Raw genomic sequence first — 22,739 nt, forward strand, 5'->3', positions numbered from 1 at the left:
CCTTACAATGGTGAACATAGAAGTACTCTAGCAATAAATAATTAATATTTTACTTGTTTATTGCCTCAGTTCTTTGTTGTGCAAAGTTTTTATTTGATATATTTGCTTGTATAATAAGTATATAATAATTTTTTAATGCAATTACTTCATACAATTGAAGATGTTCATAAAGTTTTTGACACTCAAGGAAGTAGTCCGCTACTTGTAACTTGCGATGATTTCAGAGATTGGGTATGTAAGTATGATAGGTTTCCTAAATATTTGTTTAACGAGTTGATAGCATCTGAATTTGCTAAAATATGGGGAATTAAAACACCCGAAACTTGTTTTATTAATGTTAAAAGAGAACATATTCCAAATGATAAATTTCCGCAATTACAGTTAGGTTGGTTTGAAAAGGAATGTTTTGGGTCTTTATATCTAGAAACTTCTAAAGAATTAGACCACACTATGGTGTCAATGTTTCAGGAAAAATCTTTTAGAGATAAAATATCTGATAAGGCTGATTTTTTAAAAATAGCACTGTTTGATATTTGGACAGCAAATGAAGATAGGAATTATAATAACTTTAATTTACTATTATATGTTTCTCCTGAGAAAATAAATTTTTTTTATGCAATTGACCACGTAAACATTTTTAATTCAACTTTTCTTGATTATGGAATAGCAGAATTGACAGAGGATGATTCAATAATTAAAACAGATATAGCAAAAATTTTATTTGGAAAAGACAGGAAATTAACAGACATTGTGGATAACTTGGTTGAAATGTTATACATTTGCACCAAAGAATGTGAAAATAAATTAGACAATATTTTAGGTTTAGTACCAGACTCTTGGAATATTGATAAAGTCTTAATTAAAAAAAGAATTATTAATAATTTATTTTCTGATGATTGGAAAAATCAATGTGAATCTAACTTTAGAGAGTTTATACAATCTTTTGTAGCTAATTAAAATGAAAACTATTTATTCAATACTTTACGTTAATTTGAATACTACTCTTAATGAAAGAGTTAGTATAGGCGTTCTTGTGTCTGATGGTTCGAAAAATTATTTTAAATTCTCTTCAGATAAGCTTTCAGCTTTTAAAGGGATTTTAAATAATGAAAGATACGGTTTAGTTAAAAGTTATTTAAAATCAATTGATAAAGAGATTGTTTCTGATAATATAGTTGATTCTGATAAATTATTTATCAAAAGAGATTTTAAGAGCGATTGGATTAATGAGAGTTATTTAGTTTATCTTTCAAGATATTCAAATAATATTATTCAGTTTTCTGAACCAAAAACCATTGATGTAGATTTAAATGATAACACATTTAAAAGAATTTTTGAGAAATATATTTTTAAGTTTTCTGAAGACGCAAATGTTCAACCTGAATTTAATGTTCATTCTATAGTCAAAAAGCAATTATTTCCTAAAATTCAAAAGAGGGTTAACATTGAAAAGACATTGACCTCTGATGATTTTGAAAATTTATTTGCACCAATAGATATAGATTTTATAGGTGTTAATGGAATACCTGTAGCTGGTCAAACAATAGATTTTGAAAAAAGTCATTATTATCTTGAAAATGATGTTACTAGATTTGTGTCTTTAACAAAAGCTATAGAATTAGAAGGTGACTCTAGAGGAAAATATTTTGTTTTAGGAAGAGAACCTCAAAAGAGAGTAAACAAAAATCATTTGCTATGGGAACATATTAGAGATACCGAATTTCTTGAGTTTGTCGATATTAGCGAAGTTGGCATTATTGAAGATTACATTCAAAAAAATAATGTCAGACCTTTTTTTGATTAAAATTAGATACTATTATATCAGAATTCTTTATTTTACTTCTTTTTAGAATTTCTGATTGATTTTATTTCCTGAATTTTTCAAACTTACCGTAATTTCAAATTTTGCACAACTATTGTTAAACGAAGTTAGAATAAAAATTCGACAAAGTCAATTTACATCATTTGTAAAACAACCAACAAAATCCCAATCAAAGCAGGTAAAGCTTGTACAAAAAATATCTTTTTAGAAGCGGTTATTGCACCATAAATACCAGCAACAGCAACGCAACCTAAAAAGAATAATGCAATGTTAGATTGCCACGTTGGGTTAGTGATAAAAAACGTCCAAATTAATCCAGCAGATAAAAAACCATTATACAATCCTTGGTTTGCTGCCAATGCTTTGGTTGGTGTAAATAAATCTTTAGGAAACTGCTTAAAAATTTTTGGTCCTTTGGTTTCCCAAGCAAACATTTCAAAATATAAAAAATAGAGGTGAAGCAAGGCTACTATGGCTATGATGATGTTGGTTAGTATATTCATGATTTTAATTTTTAAATACTTTATCCAAAAACGCCTTAATACTATCTTGACTGCTTTTAATTAATTGTTGTCTGGCGATTTCTTTGTCTTTTGGTAGTTTATCTTGAGAGAGTTTAAACTTGCCTTCCCAAGTTTTAATATCTATTTCAAACAGTTTAATATAATCTAAATTTTTATCTAATCTTGGGTTGTCAGGCTCTAAAACGTATTTGTGTTCTGGCGCTTCTAAAAACTCGGTCATCGTAATTAAAGACTGTTTTAAAGCAGCTTTGTCTTCAATTCTGGTAACAGTTCCGGTAAGGTGTACTTTAATATAATTCCACGTTGGTAATTGTGTTGTGGTATAAATACTTGGCGAAATGTAACATTGCGGACCAGAAAATATTATGGTTACTTCATTTTCATGCTGAAGCAAGTCCGTTTGCGGATTATAAATATCAATATGACCAATAAGTTTACCATCGGTTTCGCGATATATTAATGGCAAATGTGTTATCAAAGGTTGATTATCTTTTACCGAAATTAATGTGGCTAACGGATATGCTTTTATGACTTCAATATGATGAAGCTGGTCATTATCTTGATGTTTTTTTGGAGGATACACTTTTTAAGTTTGAAAGTATTTAAAGTTTTATTTTGTCACACTGAGCTTGTCGAAGTGTTTTTAAGCTTTGACAAGCATAGTGTAGTCAAATTGATAGCAGAGCATAGTCAAAACTACACACCAAATTGTCTAAAATGATGGTCTAAATGTTTGTAAGCACTTTTTCCCCATTGGTCTGCTGTAAACGTACCAAAAACTGGATGTTTCTTTTTAGGTTCAAAATAGTCTTTAGATGTACTCATTGTTTCAATTTTAGACTTTAATTTATCTTTTTCGGTGCTAAAAGCTTCAGTGTTAACTATAATAAATTCTTTAGCGGTTGGTAAACCTTCTTTCCAAGGTTTATCGTTGTAAAGGCTTGGCGCAACAAGTTTCATCATCATACCCATTAAAAAATTAGGTTTTTTAATAGTGCTTTCGCCTAGAGCTAATTCAATAGGTTTTGTACAATGTACCAGCATTTGATTCACGTTCATTTTTCCCCATTTAGCAGACGATTCAGCATCAAGATTTTCTAAACGGTTTAATAGTTCAGCTTTAGCTTCGGTTTCAAAAATAGATTTCATATTTAGATAATTAGTTGGTTTTTTGGAGTTTAAAAATTACAAAATATTGTGTAGTTTTATCAAATGTCTGAAAAAAAGCTATCTTTTTCAATAAAAAACTGGTCGGAAGATGATCAACCACGCGAAAAGCTTCTAAAAAAAGGAAAAGCAGCCTTAAGTGACGCCGAATTAGTCGCCATTTTAATTGGGTCTGGAAACCGAGAGGAAAGCGCTGTAGATTTGTGTAAACGCATCTTATCTAGCGTAGACAATAATTTAAACCAGTTAGGAAAATTAAACATTAAGCAATTAATGCAATTTAAAGGCATTGGCGAAGCTAAAGCCATAAGTATTGCTGCTGCATTAGAGTTAGGACGACGCAGGCGTGCAGAAGAAGCTTTGCAGCAATTTAAAATTACGTCAAGCAAATCGGTTTTTGAGTTAATGCAACCCATGATTGGTGAGTTGCCACATGAAGAATTTTGGATTATTTATCTTAATAATTCTAATAAAGTTATTGATAAATTACAGCTTAGTAAAGGCGGAATTACAGGTACTTTAGTAGATACGCGTTTGGTCTTAAAACAAGCGCTACAAGTTGGTGCAGTAGCTATCATTATGGCGCATAATCATCCTTCCGGAACATTAAAACCAAGTCAAGCCGATAAAGATATTACTCAAAAATTAAAGGTTGCAGCCCAAAGTTTGGATATAAGAGTTTTGGATCATTTGATAATTACAGAACGGGCATATTTTAGTTTTGCAGACGAAGCTTTGCTGTAAATTGATGACAATTTCTTTAAAACTGATGTTAAAATAATGCTTTTTTAAATCAGGAATTTGGTACTTTTAAACCTTATAATTTCAATCGTTAATGTTACTAGTTTACACACACAAAATTACGCCACGTGTTAAATACACTTTTAAACAAGTGTGTACTAGAATACTTGGGATTCCTGTAGAATTTACAACAACTATAGAAGATTTTATTGCTCACGATAGCCTTAAAATATCTTATGCAAAACAACCTTTAAGTAACGAGGTTTTTATTAGATCCAACGATTTGTTATTTGAGCAAGGTTTATCAGATATAGATATTAATATTTATGATTGGGAAGAGACTAAATGCTTTTTTCCTGCAGGAGATAAAAGCGCTTTGCCCTACGATATTTTTGCGGCAACATTTTATTTAATTAGTAGATATGAAGAGTATTTACCACACGTAAAGGACAATTATGGTCGTTTTCCTGCTGAAGAAAGTTTAGCTTATAATAATCAATTTTTAACGCAACCAGTAGTAGATATTTGGGCATATAAGTTTAAAACTATATTAAAAGAACAATTTCCTAATTATATATTTCCTGATAAAAAATATACAGTAACACCAGTTATAGATGTACCTATAGCTTATAGGTATAAATTGGTAGGAGTAATGCGTACATTTGGCGGAACCTTTAAAGATTTTTTTGCATTTAGATTTAAAGATGTTTATGAGCGTTTAGGCGTTTTACTAGGCGCAAGAAAAGATCCTTATGACACGTATAAATACATCATTAACCGCCAGAAAAAACGAAATTTTAAATTTATGTTTTTCTTTTTGGTTGGCGATTTTTCTACCTACGATAAAAACATAAATAGTCAAAAGCAAAAGTTTGTGTCTTTAATTAAGCATGTAGCAGATTATTGTCAGGTTGGTATAAAATCTTCCTTTTTCGCTCTTAATGATATTGAATTGTTAAAGATTGAAAAGAGTAGAATGGAAGCTATCATTAATACAAATATAGCAGGTTCTAGACATTCTTTTTCTAAAGTAAATTTACCAGAATCTTATCGTAATTTAGTCGAATTAGAAATACCTGAAGATTATACAATGGGCTACGTTAATCATTTAGGCTTTAGAGCAGGAACTTGTACACCATTTTTGTTTTATGATTTAGATTACGAGGTCCAAACACCACTAAAAATAGTACCATATCATGCTTTAGATTTTGCATTTTTAAAGTATAATTCGTTATTAGACAAACAAGAAGCTTTAGATAAATTAATTAAACAAGTTAAAGCTGTAAACGGTAATTTTGTACCTGTTTTTCATAATTATACATTTAGTAATATACCACGTTGGCAACATTTTAAAACACTATTTAATACAATTTTAGACTCAGTAGATGAACAATAATATAGAGCATATTTTTTTTGATTTAGATCACACACTTTGGGATTTTGATAAGAACTCGGCATTAACTTTTGATTTCATTTTTAAGAAGAATGATTTGCAGGTTAATTTGCCTCAATTTTTAGAAGTTTATGAGCCTTTAAATATGCAATATTGGAAGCTTTATAGAGAAGAAAAAGTAAGCAAAGAACACTTAAGATTTTATAGATTAAAAGACACATTTGATGCTTTGAATATAGAAGTAGAGGCAGAAGTAATTAATCAACTGTCAGAGGATTATATAGATAACTTAAGTAATCAAAACCATTTATTTGATGGTACTTTTGAAATTTTAGATTATCTAAAACCAAAATATCAATTACATATTATAACCAATGGATTTGAAGAAGTACAACATCATAAGATGAAAAAATCAAACATATTTCATTTTTTTGAAACTATAACAAATTCAGAAATGGTTGGTGTAAAAAAGCCAAACCCTAAAATATTTAATCACGCTTTAGATTTAGCCAATGCAACAACTAAAAATAGTATTATGATTGGCGATAATTATGAAGCCGATATTTTAGGAGCATTAAATATAGGTTTAGATGCTATTTGCTTTAATTATCATAAAGAAACTATAGCTCCAGATATAAAAATTATCAATCATTTATTAGACTTAAAGAAATATTTATAAAGATGAAATTTTCAAAAATACTATTCATTTTCACAGTGCTATTTAGCACCGCATTATCAGCTCAAGACCAATTAAATAACTTTAAATATATTGTTGTTCCAAACCAGTTTAAATTTCAAAAAGAACCAGGTCAATACCGTGTAAATGGTTTAACTAAGTTTTTGTTAGAAAAACAAAATTTTACTGTTTTATTAGAAGAAGATACCTTACCAGAAGATGCGATACAAAATAACTGTTTAGTTTTAAAAACTACAGCAATAGACGATTCTTCTATGTTTAAGACTAAAATAAAATTTCTGTTTAAAGATTGTCAAGGTAAAGTTGTTTATACCACAGAAGAAGGCGAATCTAGAGAAAAAAAATATATAGTAGCATACAACGAAGCTGTAAGAAATGCTTTTAGTAGTTTATCTAATTTCAGTCATAAATATGAAGTAAAAGAAACTGAAAGTGAAGTAGAAGAAGTTATTGTTACTCCATTACCTAAAGTAACAGAAGCACCATTGGTTGAAGAAGTTGATGAAGAAGAAATAGATGAAGAAATTGAAATACCAGTAAAAGAAGGATATAAAAACTCTTCAAATAATGCACTTACCGCCGAAGCATTTGGAGTCATTAATTATAAATTAAAAAATAGTCAAGGTCAAACGGTTTACACCATTTTATATTCTGGTAAAGAAGATTTATACATTGTAAAAGGTAAAGATGCTGTTATGTACAAAATAAATAATAATTGGGTGATTGCAACCAACGACAATGGTACTTTACAGATTAAATCTATTGATATTAAGTTTTAAAAGAGTTAATCTCTTATTTATAGATTCTTTGTTTCATCTGCGTTAAGGATTGAGGTATTGTTGGAGCACATCTTTGATTGCGACTACCGAAAGCCTGACGCACTTTTGCCATTAAAAGCAAAAGTGGGTAACGCCCAAAATATTTTAATACCCGTATTTATCTTTCCATCGCTGTTTTAAAAACTCACGTTGCGCATTTTCTCTAGCATTATTACCAGGTTGGTATAATGGTGTGTTTGCTATTTCTTTAGGCAAAAACTCTTGTACAGCAAAATTGTTAGCGTAATTATGACTGTATTTGTAGTCTTCGCCATAACCAATGTCTTTCATTAGCTTTGTTGGTGCGTTACGTATGTTAAGCGGTACGCTTAAATCGCCAGTTTGTTTGACCAATTGTTGTGCATTATTTATTGCCATATACGCCGCATTACTTTTTGGCGAACACGCTAAATAAGTAGCACATTGGCTAAGAATAATCCTAGATTCTGGATAACCAATAGTAGATACTGCTTGAAATGTACTATTGGCAATAACCAAAGCAGTTGGATTAGCGTTACCAATATCTTCGCTAGCCAAAATTAACATACGTCTAGCTATAAATTTTACATCTTCGCCGCCTTCAACCATACGTGCTAAATAATAAACTGCTGCGTTGGGATCACTACCACGTATAGATTTTATGAATGCAGAAATAATATCATAATGCTGCTCGCCAGTTTTATCGTAACGTACCGTATTACTTTCTACTTTATCCATTACCATTTTATCGGTAACAATAATCTTGTCACTATCTTCTGCGTTAATAATGAGTTCAAAAATATTAAGTAGTTTTCTAGCATCACCACCAGAAAGACGTAATAAAGCGTTGGTTTCTTTAAGCTTTATATTTTTTTTGGATAAAATCTCATCTTTTTCAATTGCACGGTTTAAAAGTGCCTCTAAATCGGTTTTTTCAAACTCTTTTAAAATATAAACCTGACAACGTGACAATAATGCCGAAATAACTTCAAAACTAGGATTTTCTGTAGTAGCGCCAATTAAAGTTACCCAACCTTTTTCTACCGCTTGTAGTAAACTATCTTGTTGCGATTTGCTAAAACGATGAATCTCATCAATAAACAAAATTGGGTTTTTAGCCGTAAACAATCCGCCGCTTTCCTTTGCTTTATTAATTACATCTCTAACATCTTTCACTCCAGAAGCAATGGCGCTTAATTGATAAAACGGACGATTAGACGTGTTAGCAATGATGTTTGCCAATGTAGTTTTTCCAATTCCTGGTGGTCCCCAAAGTATCATCGATGGGATTAACCCTTGTTGGATGTGTTTGGTTAACGTTCCGTTTTTGCCCACTAAATGTTGCTGACTAATGTAATCATCCAACGTTTGTGGTCTTAATCTTTCGGCTAAAGGCGTGTTCATCTTGTAAAATTAAATCAAACTTTTTTAAAACAATAATTACAACCAAACAACTTATTAACTTTGTTATGGCGTGCCTTTTTTTGAAAAAAAATCAAAAAAAGTCGGGCTTTCGCAAGTCGCAATCAAAGATGTGCTCCAACAATTGCTTAACTACGAAGTAATCATGAATACATAAATTAAAAATAAGTATTAATGAATAATCCCTCACGCACTTACTAGCTGACAATTTTACAACACTTCAAAGTTGGTTAACTATTTGCTATATTCACTACAATGAAACAAAAAGAGCAATTTAAATACAGTCCAGAAGTATTACTTTATCCGTTAGGATTTGTAATGCTATTGTGGCTTATTTTTGCTATCGAAATTCGTTTTGGTTTCAGTTTAAATAAATTAGGTATTTATCCTCAAAAACTTTCAGGTTTAAAAGGTATTTTTTTTAGTCCTTTTATACATGGCGGGATTAGTCATTTGTATCATAACTCAATACCGTTATTTATTCTTTCAGCAGCTTTATTCTATTTCTACAGACCGATAGCATTTAAAGTTTTAGGATACGGTATATTACTTTCGGGTTTTTTAACATGGTGTATTGGACGACCATCTTATCACATTGGAGCTAGCGGATTAATATATGTTTTAGCTAGTTTCATTTTTTTTAAAGGTGTTTTTGCAAAACATTATAGACTAGTAGCTTTATCTATGTTGGTTGTTTTTCTCTACGGAAGTATGGTTTGGGATGTTTTGCCATTAAAAGAAGGTGTTTCTTGGGAAGGACATCTATCAGGATTAATAACAGGTTTGTTTTTTGCTTTAGTTTTTAGAAAGCAAATAGCAAAACCAAAACGATATGTTTGGGAACAACCAAATTATAACGAAGAAGAAGATGAGTTTTTAAAACACTTTGATGAAAACGGTAATTTTATTGAAAGTAAAGAAGAAGATATAGAGGTAGAAGAGAAGTCTTCAGCTCAAAATTCAATACAAATAAAATATACTTTTAGAGAAAATAAAGACGATTAACGTCTTTGTCTTACAGCTTCATATAAAAATGCACCACAAGCAACCGAAACATTTAATGACTCTATCTCTCCTAACAAAGGTAATTTAGCTTTATAATCTGCAGCTTTAATAACAGATGGATTAATGCCTCTTCCTTCAGATCCCATAATAATGGCACAAGCCTTTTTAAAGTCGACATCGTAAAGCGTGTCTTCTGTTTTTTCGGTAGCAGCAATGACTTTAACACCAGATGCTTGTAAAAAAAACACAGCATCTTTAATGTGTGATACTCTACAAATAGGTACTTTAAATACAGCACCAGCACTTGTTTTAATAGTATCTCCGTTAACAGGAGCAGCTCCTTTAGATTGAATAATGATTCCGTTTACACCAGTACATTCTGCTGTTCTTATAATAGCACCAAAATTGCGTACATCACTTAATTGATCAAGTAGTAAATAGAGTGGAGTAGAAGTTTTTTCTAAAACTTGCTCATGCAACTCTTCAATATCATAAAACTTAATAGGAGATATTTGTGCAACTGCACCTTGGTGATTATTTTGTGTTAATCTATTTAGTTTTTCAATAGGGACATAAGAAGCATTTATTCTATTACTATTTATTAAAGACTCTAATTCTTTAAATAAATCACCTTTTAAACCTTTTTGTAAAAAGACTTTATCAATGTTCTTATCGGCATTTATAGCTTCTATAATAGCTCTTAAGCCAAAAATTTGTGTTGTTTTTTGCATGGCGTAAAGGTATAAAAAAAACAGCCTGATTTCTCAGGCTGTTTTTTGTTTTTTATTCTTAAATGATTGTCTTATAAAGAAAAATCAAAATCAAAACCACCTCCATAATCTCCATCAGAGTAGTATAGTGTTGATTTGTTTCCATCTAATAAATAAATTTCTCCAGCACCATCACCATATGCATCATAAACTTCAAGTCTATAGTCTCCATCGCTTAAACAAATAGGTAAGTTAGCAAATCCTGTTCTGCCAGCATATCCACCATAACCAGGAGTTGCATTGTTAGAAGCAACAATAACACCAGCGTTAAGATCAATAATTCTCCAGTAAACCTCTTCTGGGTAATCATCAAAAACTGTGTAATAAAATAATCTGTTTTCTAAACACTCTCTAAATACGTTAATTGTAGCAGGCTCACCAATTGATGATCCATCTGAATTAGGTTCTGTAACGTTTAATAATAAAGTTGCTGGCTCACCATCTAATCCAGCATAATCATTAATAGAAACAGCTAAGTCTCCTTTATTAGATCCTGCAGGTATAGTAACAGTTGAAGGTACTGTAATATAAGTTTGGTCTATTGTAGATGCAGACAAAACTTCAACATTATAAGTCCTGTCATTACCAGCCACGTTTGCTGAATAAAGTGATACATTTTGAGTACTAGAACCGCTAATTTCAACTTCTAAATCTATAGCTTGTCCTTGGAAAGCTACATAGTTTGTTCCTGGTGCTTCAACTTCTTCTTTTTCACAACTTGAAAAAAAGAATGCTGCCCCAATAGCTAAACATGTAAATAATTTTAATTTTTTCATGATTTGTATTTTTAACACACTTCTATGAAATATAGATCATAGAAGTGTGAAATTATATTATTGATTTTGGTTACTTAAAAATGGATTGTTCTGAATTTCATCTTGTGGAATTTCGAACTGCATTCTTTCGTCATTATAAGGAATTGGTTGTCCTACAAAAGATAAATGGTTAGAACCTCTAGTTACGGTAGCTTGGTTACGCTTCATAGCTAAATAACTCTTACCTTCACCCCATAACTCGATACGAGTTTGTAAGTAAATTTCATCTAAAAGTGCTTGACCTGTTAAAGTATCTACATAAGCAGAACTAGGTACTCTTAAATCTAATAAAGATTTTAAGCTTGTTCTAGCAGCAGCTTCGTTAGATACTCTAGCGTTAGCCTCAGCATTTAATAGGTAAGCTTCTTCAATTCTCATGTAAACGTAATCTGCAGTTACAGTTTGAGAAGCACCTCCAATTGTACCAGAAGCAGCAAACTTAAATAAAGGTTGTAAGTGTCTTCCGTTAGCAGGATTGTTTAAGAATTGACCTTTACGTGCATCATTTGCAGGGATTGCAGCGAATAAACTTGCGTCTATAGCTTTGTAATCTCCAGCCCATGCATAACTATATGAGAAAGAATCAACTTGTCCCCACCAAGATACTAAACCTAAACCATTGTTTTCTGTAATGTCAATTCCCCACATCCAGTTGTCTGTAAAATTAACATCATTAAAAGCATTACTAGTACCATCTGCAGGTACAACAGTTACTTGAGCAGGCTGTAACATTGTGTGACTTGTAGTTGTGATAACATCATTTGTCAAGTCAGCTACGTCTTGCCATCTTCCACCTTTTGCACCTAAAACGTAAGCATAAATCATTCTAGCTACGTTTTGGTCAACTTGGTTTTTAGCTGTTCTGTTAAAACCATCTAAAAGAGTCACTGCATCCATTAAGTCCGCTTCCATTTGGTTGTAAACTTGCTCAGCTGTAGACTTTGGTAAGTTTTCAATTTCAGGCTCTATATAAAGAGGTAAAATAGCTTCGTTTGGTACATACTCTTTTTGAAAATATTGTGTTAAGTAAAAATAAGAATGAGCTCTTAACGCCTTAGCTTGTCCCATTGCATATTTATTCTCATCTAACTCAGGTACTGCGTCATTACCTCCTAAAGAAGCAATTACGTTGTTTGCAGATCTTACAATTCTGTAATAGTATCTCCATACCATTCTGTTACGACCTCTTGTGAAATCCTGAGGAGCTTGGAATTCAGTAATATCTGCTCTGTACCATCCATATGTACTAACACTAAGTGCCATATCACCACAAAGCATATCACCGTAAATATCATAACCTTTTTGACCAAAGTCATCATGGTTAAGATTTGTTCCTCCTGATCCAGTTTGAATCATTTGAGCGTAAATACCATTTACGAATGCTGCAGGTATATTTGTGTTTGTTTCTGCAGCCTGTTCTGCATCAGCAGAAGTAAAAGATGCTGTTGGTTGGCTTTCACCAGCAACACCTGTGTTGTCTAAGAACTCTTCACTACAGCTGAAAGACAAGGCAATCACCGCTATAGCTAAAGTTTGTTTAAATATATTTTTCATAATTTCTTTTTTTTTGTTTAAAATTTAATTCTTGCACCAAAAGTAATAGTTGTTGCAGGTGCATAAATTTGTCTTCCAGAGTTACCATTTTCTCTAATAGATGGATTAAATCCTTCTCTCTTAGTGTTAATCATTAAGTTATCTCCAGAAACCCAAAGGTTTAAAGCATCAATACCTGATTTTGATATTAATTTGTTAGGTACAGTATATCCAATTCTAGCATTGTTAAGCGCTATGTAATCTGTACTAATGATAAATCTAGATGATGTAGAAGTACCATTAACAACAGCATTGTCAGATAGTAAAGGCACATCTGTAACATCACCAGGCTGTTGCCATCTGTTAAGGATATCTGTGCTGTAGTTGTTACCAGCAGCACCAAAACGATCACTCATTAATTCAGCATATTGAGAGTCATAAGCATAACCACCTAAACTATAAGTGAATTGTGCAGAGAAATCAAAGTTTTTGAACGCTCCAGATAATCTAAACGCACCTCTTAAATCAGGTATAAAAGATTTGTCTAAATATACTTCTGTTGCATTAGCGTATGTTTTAGTAACAGTTCTTTTGATGTTAGCATTACCTACTTTTTGTTGATATTCAAAAAGAGATCCTGTTCCATTTAAAGATTCTTCAGTACCATTTCCAATGTAGAAGTTATCAGTTGATGTAGGTTCACCTGCATCTAAGACACCATTGTTATTTAAATCATCATAGTATTGGTACCATAATGGAGAACCATCTCCTGGATCAACACCAGCCCATTCTCTCATGTAGAAATCATAGATAGAGCTTCCTTTAGACCAAGCATATAAACCTTGAACATCAAGAATTTTTTCTTGACCAGTAGATACATCTATTGGCATTTTCTTAAATTCATTACTGATAATTTCTCCATTAGCAGAAATATCTAATTGGAAATCTTTGTTTTTGATTATATGAGCAGTTACGTCAAATTCAAGACCACTGTTAGAAATTTCTCCATCATTAACTAAGATAGAAGCAAACCCGATAGAAGGACCTCTTCTTTGAGGGAAAAATAAGTTATCTGTATACTTATTATAATAATCAATATTAACATCTAAGAATCTAGATCTACCAATTGTAGATTCTATTCCAAACTGAGTCATTTTTGAAGTTTCCCAAGTTAAGTCAGGATTTCCAGGTCTAGTTTCTGGTAATGAAATTGCACCACCAACAAATTCTCTACTGTAGATTGTATAACCAGATACGTTAGAAACACCATCTTGGTCACCAGTAATACCGTAAGAACCTTTAAGCTTTAAATAAGATATGTAACTATCTGCCATAAAGTCTTCAGCACTCATTACCCATGCTCCACCAATAGAACCGAATACACCCCATTTGTCATTTACAAATCGAGAAGATCCATCTGTTCTTAAAGAACCTGTTACATAGTACTTACCATTGTAGTTATAGTTAACTTGACCAAAGTAAGATTCGATTGCCGAACCAGTTGTGGTACCAATTGCAGGAGAAGTACTTTCTGCATAGTTAGACAGATTGTAGATGCCTGGTTGGTATACATTTTGCTTAAACTGTTGAGAAACATCAGATCTTTGCTCGTTAGATTCGTGTGCTACTAAAGCTTCTATAGAGTGATTTCCAAAAGTCTTGTTATATCTTAATAACTGTAAGAAACTTGTGTTCCAAAGTTGAGAGTCAGTAACCGTTAACGTACCGTTAGAGTTAGCTGCTATCGTATAATTGTTGTTACCTACGTTGTAGAATCTTTGGAACCTGTACTGAGCACCATATCTAATTTCAGCTTTTAAATCTTTAGTTATGTTTATATCAGTAGTGAAGTTTCCATTTAAGGCGTGGTTATCACCTCCGTTAAAATCTAAAATAGCTGATCCTACTGGGTTTAATAAGTTTGCATTAGGTCGAGACCTATCAAAACCATTAGCTAAAGCTGTAGGAGATCCAAAGTCAAATTGAGCACCACCATATATTGGATCTGGGATTAATTGACCAGTACCAGGGAATCTTGCATAAACAGGATATATAGGTGCCATTTTATCTGCAAATTCAAATATGTTTTCTGATCCATCAGTTTGACCATTATTAGTGCTTTCAGAGTATGCATAGTTTACATTAGCTCCTACTTTTAACCAATCTTTGATATCTGTACTTAAGTTAATTAAACCAGTATATCTTTTGTAATCAGAATTTATGATATAACCTTCGTCATTAAGGTATCCTAAAGACACATAGTATCTTGATTTGTCGCTTCCACCACCCATTCTCAGGTTAGCTTCAGTTCTAATACCAGTACCAAACGATTCGTCTGCATATGATTCTGGAGTAAATAATCTGTTTACACCAGGTCTAACTGAACGTGTAACAGGATCAATTAATTCTGCTCCTGTTGCAACATCCCACATGTTGTAACCAGCACCGATACCGTTATCTCCTAATAAGCGGTTGTTTGCAAATCCAACTGGATCTGGGTTGCCATCTACAACACCTCTGTTGTACAGTCCTTCCCATACAAGACCAACGTATTGTTCTGGAGAATCGATTACATCGTATCTAGGTATAATTTGGTTGTTGATACCTGTTTTTAAATCAACTTCGATATAAGATTTATCAGTAGAAGTTCCGCTTTTGGTAGTAATAATTACAACACCATTAGCACCTCTAGAACCGTAGATTGCAGTTGCTGTAGCATCTTTTAAAACCGTAGTACTTTTGATATCAGAAGGGTTTATAGTGTTAAGAGCAAAAGTACCTTGTAAAGGAACTCCGTCTACAACATATAAAGGCGCTCTGTTTCCGTTAGGAGAACCAAAACCTCTAATTCTTATTGTACCTACAGTACCTGGCTGACCAGATGTGTTAATTACGTTAACACCAGCTACCTCACCAGTTAAAGCTTGAGTTACATTGGCAAAGTTTTTTGCTTCTAAAACTTCACTTTTTACAACTTTAGCTGTACCAGTGTTTGCTCTTTCTGTTGTAGTACCGTAACCAACTACGATAACTTCATCAAGAGTATTGTCTGGCTCAAGAGTAACATCAATTTTGTTACTAGCTCCAACAGTTACTTCTTTGGTGCTATATCCAACATAACTGTATGTTAACACATCACCTGTACTTGTGCTGATAGAGTAATTACCATCAAAATCTGTTGTAGTTCCGTTAGATGTTCCTTTCACAGCTACTGTTGCCGATGGTAACGGTAAGCCATTTTCGTCAGAAACAACTCCTGAAACTGTTTTTTCTTGTGCAAAAGATAGTTGCACAACAAACGCTAGGAATAGCGTTAAAATTCCACTAAACTTTGTTTTCATTTTATAATTTATTTGAATTAGTCTACGCCAAAAATCATAATAAAAACTTAATTAAACAATAATTATGGGTTAAAATTTTGATTTTTTTATAAATATTTCCTAAAATCTTAATATTCGATTAGAATATTGCGGATAATTTAAGGTGTATCTTCGAATTATTTAATTTGAATGGTAATTCTTCATTTTTACCATTTGCATATACAAAACTTAATATTCCTGATTTAGTTAATATTCCAAAACCAAAACCAAATCCGTACAGGTTTTGATTTTGGTTTATAGTTTCGTTTTTAAATGTAGCTATATCAACAACGCTGTTAATATAAATGTTTGAGCTTAGATTATATCTGTATTCAGTATTTAAAAGGTAGTAATTAGAGGCAATTATACTATTTTCAGAAAACCCTCTTATTGAGTTTATACCTCCAAACCGATATAATTCATTTTCTAAGTAATTGCTAGAGGATAGTATTTCAGCTTTTCCTCTTAAATATAAACTATTTCTATCATTTAGATTAAAAATATGATTGGCGTCAATGCTTATTTTGTTCTGTTTTGTTTTATTGTTGTTGTCCCTAAAACCAGTTCCGTAAATTAATGTAATATCAGTTTTGATTGGGAATAGGACATTACTTTGTCTTTTAAGAAATTGATAACCAAAATTGGTAAATGCAGCGTTGTAGTTATCAATCAATGAATTATTAATCGTATTGTTAGAGGATAAGTTTGTGGAGTTGCTAGATTCTATGCCTCCAAAAAATAAATTCTCGCTATTAAGCTGGAAAGTGATATTCGCTTTTTGGGTTGTGTTTGAAAAGGTCGAATCTACTCTAACTATTTTTAATGCTGTATTTAAGCCAATTGGAGAATTGAATAAATAGGGTAGGTTGGCTTCAATGTTAAAATTTGTTTGATCAGATTCATCGCTTTTATAATTGATTAATAAGCTTTCTCCGTAATTAAGGTTATTGGTTAGTTTGATGTCTAAGTATCCATTAAATTTAATTTTATTTGTCTCTTCATTAGTTGTAAAACCAATAAAACCATCAAAAGCGTTGCTTTTAATTTTTTCTATATAAAGATAGAGTTGTGTTGAGTCTTTGCTAAATAAAATTTCTGGTTCTTTAATTTGATTAGAAAAGCTTAGATTGTTTAAGGCTTTTGTTTTTTTCTTTATTTCGGTTATACTAAAGTTGGTATTCTGTTTTAATTTTAAGTAATGTTTTAAATATGACTTAGGAAAACTCTCATACCCTTTAACTATTATTTTATTAAGTTTTCTTTTCGAACCTTCAATGTTTATTTTTAAATCTGCTCTTAAACTGTTTTGATTTATGTTTGAAATATTTGAAAGTTTGATTGATAAAAAAGGGTAACCATCAGAAGATAATTTTTCAGTTAGATTTTCTAAGGTTTTTTCTAAATTTTTGTACTTTATAATAAGAGTGTCATTTGAGATTTTTTCTTTTAAACTCTTTTTAAACTTTTCATTAAAAATATCATTAGTGTATACATGGATGGTTTCAATTTTATTTTTAAGATGAAATTTTGCAATAAATAAGTTTTTAGAAATTGAATCCAAGCTAATTAGTTCTGTGTTGATATAGCCATCATTGATAATATTGGTTCTAACTTTTTTTATTTCTTTTTCTATCGATGTAATATCAGTATGTTGAATGTTGTATCCAATTTTATTGATAATTGAGGTCTCTGTACTATCAACACCAATAATATTAAGTTTCTTGTCTTGTGAATAGCTTTTTGAAATCACAAGAGAAAATATGTAGAGAAAAATAAGTTTTAAACGCAAATTATTATGATGTTTTATTTGGTGAGTAAAACTAACCTAAAAAGTTAATCATTTATAACTGAATTTTATAAAAAAGTAAATTCTATTGAAAATTAATGGTTTAAGATTTGAATTATTGATTTTAATTTCTACCTTTGCAGCCCTCTAAGAAGAGGTAACGAAAAAATTATATATAAATTATATGCCAACAATTTCACAATTAGTACGAAAAGGAAGAGCCAAAATAACCAAGAAGAGTAAATCGGCTGCTTTAGATTCGTGTCCTCAAAGACGTGGTGTATGTACTCGTGTTTATACAACGACACCAAAAAAACCTAACTCAGCAATGCGTAAGGTAGCAAGGGTTCGTTTAACAAACGGAAACGAGGTTAATGCATATATCGGTGGTGAAGGTCACAATTTACAAGAGCACTCGATAGTATTGGTTAGAGGTGGAAGGGTAAAAGATTTACCAGGAGTTAGATATCACATCGTTCGTGGTGCTTTAGACACAGCAGGTGTTGCAGGTAGAACACAACGTAGATCTAAGTATGGTGCAAAACGCCCTAAGAAGTAATTTAAAACTTTAAGAAGAAGACATGAGAAAAAGACAAGCGAAAAAAAGACCTCTTTTACCGGATCCTCGTTTTAATGATCAGCTAGTAACTAGATTTGTTAATATGATGATGTGGGACGGGAAAAAGTCTGTTGCTTTTAAGGTGTTTTATGATGCAATAGATATCGTAGACTCAAAAAAGACAGATGAAGAAAAAACAGCTTTAGAAATTTGGAAAGATGCTTTATCTAACGTTATGCCTCACGTAGAAGTACGTAGTCGTCGTGTAGGAGGTGCAACGTTTCAAATTCCTAATCCAATACGTGCAGATCGTAAAGTTTCAACTGCAATGAAGTGGTTAATCAGCTACGCGCGTAAAAGAAATGAAAAATCTATGGCTTTAAAACTAGCTTCAGAAATTTTAGCAGCTGCTAAAGAAGAAGGAGCAGCGGTTAAGAAGCGTATAGATACTCACAAAATGGCAGAAGCAAACAAAGCATTCTCTCACTTTAGATTTTAATAAGAAATGGCAAGAGATTTAAAATATACAAGAAACATAGGAATTGCAGCTCATATTGATGCAGGTAAAACTACAACAACAGAGCGTATTCTTTATTATACAGGAGTTTCTCATAAGATAGGAGAGGTACATGATGGTGCTGCTACTATGGACTGGATGGAGCAAGAGCAAGAAAGAGGTATTACAATTACTTCAGCTGCTACAACTTGTACGTGGAAGTTTCCAATGGAAAACGCACAACCATTACCAGAAACTAAAGATTATCACTTTAACATCATTGATACTCCTGGTCACGTTGATTTTACAGTAGAGGTAAACCGTTCTTTACGTGTATTAGACGGTTTAGTATTCTTATTTAGTGCAGTAGATGGTGTGGAGCCACAATCTGAAACTAACTGGAGACTTGCTGATAATTATAAAGTACCACGTATCGGATTTGTTAACAAAATGGACCGTCAAGGATCTAATTTCTTAGCGGTATGTCAACAAGTAAAAGATATGTTAAAGTCTAACGCTGTGCCAATCGTTTTAAATATTGGTGATGAGGCGGACTTTAAAGGTATCATAGACTTAGTAAAAAATAGAGCTATCGTATGGCATGACGAAACTCAAGGGGCAACTTTTGATGTTATCGATATTCCAGAAGATATGAAAGAAGAAGCGCGTAAGTACCGTGCACTTTTAATTGAAGAAGTTGCAACTTACGACGAGAATTTATTAGAGAAATTCATGGAAGATGAAGATTCTATTACAGAAGAAGAAGTGCATGCTGCGCTTAGAGCTGCTGTAATGGATATGGCTATCATACCGATGGTATGTGGTTCTTCATTTAAAAATAAAGGTGTGCAGTTTTTATTAGATGCTGTATGTCGTTATTTACCTTCTCCGTTAGATAGAGATAATATTGTAGGAACAGATCCTAATACAGGAGATTCTGTTGTGCGTAAACCAGATGCTAAAGATCCATTTTCAGCTTTAGCGTTTAAGATTGCAACAGATCCGTTCGTAGGTCGTTTAGCATTCTTCCGTGCTTATTCTGGTCGTTTAGATGCAGGCTCTTATGTGTTAAACAATCGTTCAGGTAAAAAAGAACGTATCTCTCGTATTTACCAAATGCACTCTAATAAGCAAAATGCAATTGATTTTATCGAAGCAGGAGATATTGGAGCAGCAGTAGGTTTTAAAGATATCAAAACAGGAGATACCTTATCTGCAGAAAATGCGCCAATCGTTTTAGAATCTATGGAATTCCCAGATCCAGTAATCGGTATCGCAGTAGAGCCAAAGACTAAAGCAGATGTTGATAAATTAGGTATGGCTTTAGCTAAATTAGCCGAAGAAGACCCAACGTTTACAGCTAGAACTGATGAAGCTTCTGGTCAAACAATTATATCAGGAATGGGTGAGCTTCACTTAGATATTATTGTAGATCGTTTAAAGCGTGAATTCAAAGTTGAAGTAAGTCAAGGTCAACCTCAAGTAGAGTATAAAGAAGCAGTTACACAACGTGCAGAACACAGAGAAGTTTATAAAAAGCAATCTGGTGGACGTGGTAAATTCGCAGACATTGTATTTACTTTAGAGCCAGCAGAAGAAGGAAAAGATGGTTTAGAATTTGTCTCTGAAATTAAAGGAGGTAACGTACCAAAAGAATTTGTTCCTTCTGTAGAAAAAGGATTTAAAGAGGCTATGAAAAATGGTCCATTAGCAGGATACGAAGTAGACGCTATGAAAGTTACTTTAACAGATGGATCTTACCACGATGTGGATTCTGATCAGTTATCGTTTGAATTAGCTGCTAAATTAGGTTTCAAAGCTGCTGCAAAAGCTGCAAAAGCTGTAATAATGGAACCAATAATGAAGTTAGAAGTTATCACTCCAGAAGAAAACATGGGTGATATCGTAGGAGACTTAAACCGTCGTAGAGGACAAGTTAGTGATATGGGTGACAGAGCAGGAGCTAAAACAGTAAAAGCAACTGTACCATTATCAGAAATGTTTGGATATGTAACTACATTAAGAACATTATCTTCAGGACGTGCAACTTCTACAATGGAATTTTCTCATTATGCAGAAACTCCATCTAACATTTCAGAAGAAGTAATAAAAGCTGCTAAAGGCGCTGAATCGTAAATCTTAAGAAAATGAGTCAAAAAATCAGAATAAAATTAAAGTCTTACGATCACAATTTAGTAGACAAGTCTGCTGAAAAGATTGTAAAAACAGTAAAAAGTACTGGTGCTGTAGTAACTGGACCAATTCCATTACCAACACACAAAAAGATTTTCACTGTATTACGTTCACCACACGTAAATAAGAAGTCTAGAGAACAATTTCAATTAAGCTCTTACAAGAGATTATTAGATATATACTCTTCATCTTCTAAGACAATTGATGCTTTAATGAAGCTTGAATTACCAAGTGGAGTTGAAGTTGAAATCAAAGTGTAAGTAAGATTAAAATTCGTTTAAGGAATTTAAACGAAACATGTCCGGAGCTGCGAGCGAAGGAAAAACGGTAAAAAATACAATTCAAGGCTGAAACGTATTTTTCAGCCTTGAATTTTAATAAATAAATTAATAACTAAATAAATAAATATGTCTGGGTTAATTGGAAAAAAGATCGGTATGACCAGCATCTTTGATGAAAATGGAAAAAACATTCCATGTACAGTAATCGAAGCTGGACCATGTATCGTTACCCAAGTCAGAACTGAAGAAGTTGATGGCTACAATGCTGTACAATTAGGTTTCGATGACGCGACAGAAAAAAGTGCTACAAAAGCAGACTTAGGTCACGCTAAAAAAGCAGGTACTTCTGTAAAACGCAAACTTGTCGAATTTAAAGGTTTTGAGGAGGAGTACAAATTAGGTGATGCAATCACTGTAGATCACTTCGCAGAAGGTGAGTTTGTTGATGTTTCAGGAACATCAAAAGGAAAAGGATTTCAAGGAGTTGTTAAACGTCATGGTTTTGGCGGAGTAGGACAAGCTACTCATGGTCAACATAACCGTTTAAGAGCACCAGGATCTATTGGTGCTGCATCTTATCCTGCAAGAGTATTCAAAGGAATGCGTATGGCAGGTCGTATGGGTGGAGACTCAATTAAAGTTGAAAATTTAAGAGTTTTAAAAGTAGTTCCAGAAAAGAACTTACTTGTTGTTAAAGGTTGTGTACCTGGACACAAAAACGCTTATGTAATTATCAGAAAGTAATGAAAGTAGCAGTTTTAGATATAAACGGAAAAGAAACAGGAAGAAAGGCAGACCTTTCTGATGGTGTTTTTGCTATAGAGCCTAACAATCATGCTGTATATTTAGATGTAAAGCAATACCTAGCAAATCAAAGACAAGGTACGCATAAGTCTAAAGAAAGAGCAGAAATTGCAGGAAGTACTCGTAAAATTAAAAAGCAAAAGGGTACTGGTACTGCCAGAGCTGGTAGTATCAAATCAGGAGTGTTTAAAGGAGGAGGACGTATGTTCGGACCAAGACCAAGAAACTACTCTTTTAAATTAAATAAAAACTTAAAGCGTTTAGCGCGTAAGTCTGCATTAAGTATCAAGGCAAACGAGAAATCAATTATAGTTTTAGAAGACTTTAATTTTGACACTCCAAAGACTAAAAACTTTACAGCAATCTTAAACGCATTAAACCTACAAGACAAAAAATCATTGTTTGTCTTGGGTGCGTCAAATAATAATGTATATTTGTCGTCACGTAATTTAAAAGGGTCTGAAGTTGTAACTACTTCAGAGTTAAACACTTATAAAATACTAAATGCAAATCAAGTTATCCTTTTAGAGGGTTCTTTAGAAGGAATTGAGTCGAACTTAAGTAAATAAGAAACA

The 22,739-nt window shown here is 32.4% G+C and carries 22 protein-coding genes; 13 read left to right on the top strand and 9 right to left on the bottom strand.

Features of this window, described 5'->3' with window-relative positions; all coding sequences use genetic code 11:
- The first annotated feature begins 135 nt into the window (after positions 1-135).
- The gene (locus WA340_RS08825) at positions 136-957 is read left to right on the top strand and encodes a HipA family kinase (protein ID WP_336128564.1); all 822 of its coding nucleotides are present in this window, start codon (positions 136-138) and stop codon (positions 955-957) included.
- A gap of 1 nt (position 958) precedes the next feature.
- On the top strand, positions 959-1,804 hold the full coding sequence (locus WA340_RS08830) for a hypothetical protein (protein WP_336128565.1): 846 nt from the start codon (positions 959-961) through the stop codon (positions 1,802-1,804).
- A gap of 152 nt (positions 1,805-1,956) precedes the next feature.
- Here WA340_RS08830 and WA340_RS08835 read toward each other — a convergent pair whose 3' ends face one another.
- The 3 genes from WA340_RS08835 to WA340_RS08845 all read right to left on the bottom strand — a co-directional run bounded on the left by WA340_RS08835 (position 1,957) and on the right by WA340_RS08845 (position 3,495).
- The gene (locus WA340_RS08835) at positions 1,957-2,325 is read right to left on the bottom strand and encodes a DUF1304 domain-containing protein (protein WP_336128566.1); all 369 of its coding nucleotides are present in this window, start codon (positions 2,323-2,325) and stop codon (positions 1,957-1,959) included.
- A 4-nt stretch (positions 2,326-2,329) separates the two neighbouring features.
- On the bottom strand, positions 2,330-2,929 hold the full coding sequence (locus WA340_RS08840; RefSeq protein ID WP_336128567.1) for an FMN-binding negative transcriptional regulator: 600 nt from the start codon (positions 2,927-2,929) through the stop codon (positions 2,330-2,332).
- A 113-nt stretch (positions 2,930-3,042) separates the two neighbouring features.
- Positions 3,043-3,495 carry a DUF1569 domain-containing protein gene (locus WA340_RS08845; RefSeq protein ID WP_336128569.1) on the bottom strand — a complete coding sequence of 151 codons (453 nt, stop codon included), beginning with the start codon at positions 3,493-3,495 and terminating at the stop codon, positions 3,043-3,045.
- Positions 3,496-3,558: 63 nt separating this feature from the next.
- Here WA340_RS08845 and radC point away from each other — a divergent pair, with 63 nt between their 5' ends.
- The 4 genes from radC to WA340_RS08865 all read left to right on the top strand — a co-directional run bounded on the left by radC (position 3,559) and on the right by WA340_RS08865 (position 7,123).
- Entirely contained in the window at positions 3,559-4,257 is a 699-nt protein-coding gene (radC, locus tag WA340_RS08850; RefSeq protein ID WP_336128571.1) for a RadC family protein, read from the top strand.
- A 91-nt stretch (positions 4,258-4,348) separates the two neighbouring features.
- Positions 4,349-5,650, top strand: coding sequence for a polysaccharide deacetylase family protein (locus tag WA340_RS08855; protein ID WP_336128572.1), 1,302 nt, complete (start codon positions 4,349-4,351; stop codon positions 5,648-5,650).
- Complete coding sequence (locus WA340_RS08860; RefSeq protein ID WP_336128574.1) at positions 5,640-6,326, top strand: YjjG family noncanonical pyrimidine nucleotidase; 687 nt, start codon at positions 5,640-5,642, stop codon at positions 6,324-6,326. Before WA340_RS08855 ends, WA340_RS08860 begins: the two co-directional genes overlap by 11 nt.
- Before the next feature lie 2 nt (positions 6,327-6,328).
- A complete protein-coding gene (locus WA340_RS08865; RefSeq protein ID WP_336128575.1) occupies positions 6,329-7,123 on the top strand; it encodes a hypothetical protein in 795 nt (264 codons plus the stop codon).
- 144 nt (positions 7,124-7,267) lie between these two features.
- Here WA340_RS08865 and WA340_RS08870 read toward each other — a convergent pair whose 3' ends face one another.
- A complete protein-coding gene (locus WA340_RS08870) occupies positions 7,268-8,545 on the bottom strand; it encodes a replication-associated recombination protein A (protein WP_336128576.1) in 1,278 nt (425 codons plus the stop codon).
- Between the two features lie 273 nt (positions 8,546-8,818).
- Between WA340_RS08870 and WA340_RS08875 the strand changes: the two genes are divergently transcribed.
- On the top strand, positions 8,819-9,568 hold the full coding sequence (locus WA340_RS08875) for a rhomboid family intramembrane serine protease (protein WP_336128578.1): 750 nt from the start codon (positions 8,819-8,821) through the stop codon (positions 9,566-9,568).
- On the opposite strand, the gene rlmB is transcribed toward WA340_RS08875, so the two are convergent.
- From rlmB to WA340_RS08900, 5 genes are all read right to left on the bottom strand, one after another.
- Entirely contained in the window at positions 9,565-10,299 is a 735-nt protein-coding gene (gene rlmB, locus WA340_RS08880; protein WP_336128580.1) for a 23S rRNA (guanosine(2251)-2'-O)-methyltransferase RlmB, read from the bottom strand. The two genes, WA340_RS08875 and rlmB, sit on opposite strands and share 4 nt — an antisense overlap.
- 71 nt (positions 10,300-10,370) lie before the next feature.
- Positions 10,371-11,114, bottom strand: a complete 744-nt coding sequence (locus tag WA340_RS08885; RefSeq protein WP_336128582.1) for a hypothetical protein — start codon at positions 11,112-11,114, stop codon at positions 10,371-10,373.
- A 57-nt stretch (positions 11,115-11,171) separates the two neighbouring features.
- On the bottom strand, positions 11,172-12,707 hold the full coding sequence (locus WA340_RS08890) for a RagB/SusD family nutrient uptake outer membrane protein (RefSeq protein ID WP_336128584.1): 1,536 nt from the start codon (positions 12,705-12,707) through the stop codon (positions 11,172-11,174).
- Between the two features lie 17 nt (positions 12,708-12,724).
- On the bottom strand, positions 12,725-16,027 hold the full coding sequence (locus WA340_RS08895) for a SusC/RagA family TonB-linked outer membrane protein (RefSeq protein ID WP_336128586.1): 3,303 nt from the start codon (positions 16,025-16,027) through the stop codon (positions 12,725-12,727).
- 118 nt (positions 16,028-16,145) lie between these two features.
- The gene (locus WA340_RS08900) at positions 16,146-17,795 is read right to left on the bottom strand and encodes a ShlB/FhaC/HecB family hemolysin secretion/activation protein (RefSeq protein ID WP_336128588.1); all 1,650 of its coding nucleotides are present in this window, start codon (positions 17,793-17,795) and stop codon (positions 16,146-16,148) included.
- 220 nt (positions 17,796-18,015) lie between these two features.
- Between WA340_RS08900 and rpsL the strand changes: the two genes are divergently transcribed.
- From rpsL to rplD, 6 genes are all read left to right on the top strand, one after another.
- On the top strand, positions 18,016-18,390 hold the full coding sequence (rpsL, locus tag WA340_RS08905; RefSeq protein WP_008269190.1) for a 30S ribosomal protein S12: 375 nt from the start codon (positions 18,016-18,018) through the stop codon (positions 18,388-18,390).
- 22 nt (positions 18,391-18,412) lie between these two features.
- On the top strand, positions 18,413-18,889 hold the full coding sequence (gene rpsG / locus WA340_RS08910) for a 30S ribosomal protein S7 (protein ID WP_027880215.1): 477 nt from the start codon (positions 18,413-18,415) through the stop codon (positions 18,887-18,889).
- Between the two features lie 6 nt (positions 18,890-18,895).
- Entirely contained in the window at positions 18,896-21,022 is a 2,127-nt protein-coding gene (fusA, locus tag WA340_RS08915) for an elongation factor G (protein WP_336128590.1), read from the top strand.
- An 11-nt stretch (positions 21,023-21,033) separates the two neighbouring features.
- Positions 21,034-21,339 (top strand): 30S ribosomal protein S10, encoded by a 306-nt coding sequence (gene rpsJ / locus WA340_RS08920; protein WP_010181931.1) that lies wholly within the window; start codon positions 21,034-21,036, stop codon positions 21,337-21,339.
- A gap of 147 nt (positions 21,340-21,486) precedes the next feature.
- Entirely contained in the window at positions 21,487-22,104 is a 618-nt protein-coding gene (gene rplC / locus WA340_RS08925; protein ID WP_027880213.1) for a 50S ribosomal protein L3, read from the top strand.
- A complete protein-coding gene (rplD, locus tag WA340_RS08930; protein ID WP_106676759.1) occupies positions 22,104-22,733 on the top strand; it encodes a 50S ribosomal protein L4 in 630 nt (209 codons plus the stop codon). The genes rplC and rplD overlap by 1 nt, the downstream gene beginning before the upstream one ends.
- The last annotated feature ends 6 nt before the right edge of the window (positions 22,734-22,739 follow it).

The organism is Mesoflavibacter sp. CH_XMU1422-2 (assembly GCF_037029245.1).
GTDB classification, from domain to species: domain Bacteria; phylum Bacteroidota; class Bacteroidia; order Flavobacteriales; family Flavobacteriaceae; genus Mesoflavibacter; species Mesoflavibacter zeaxanthinifaciens.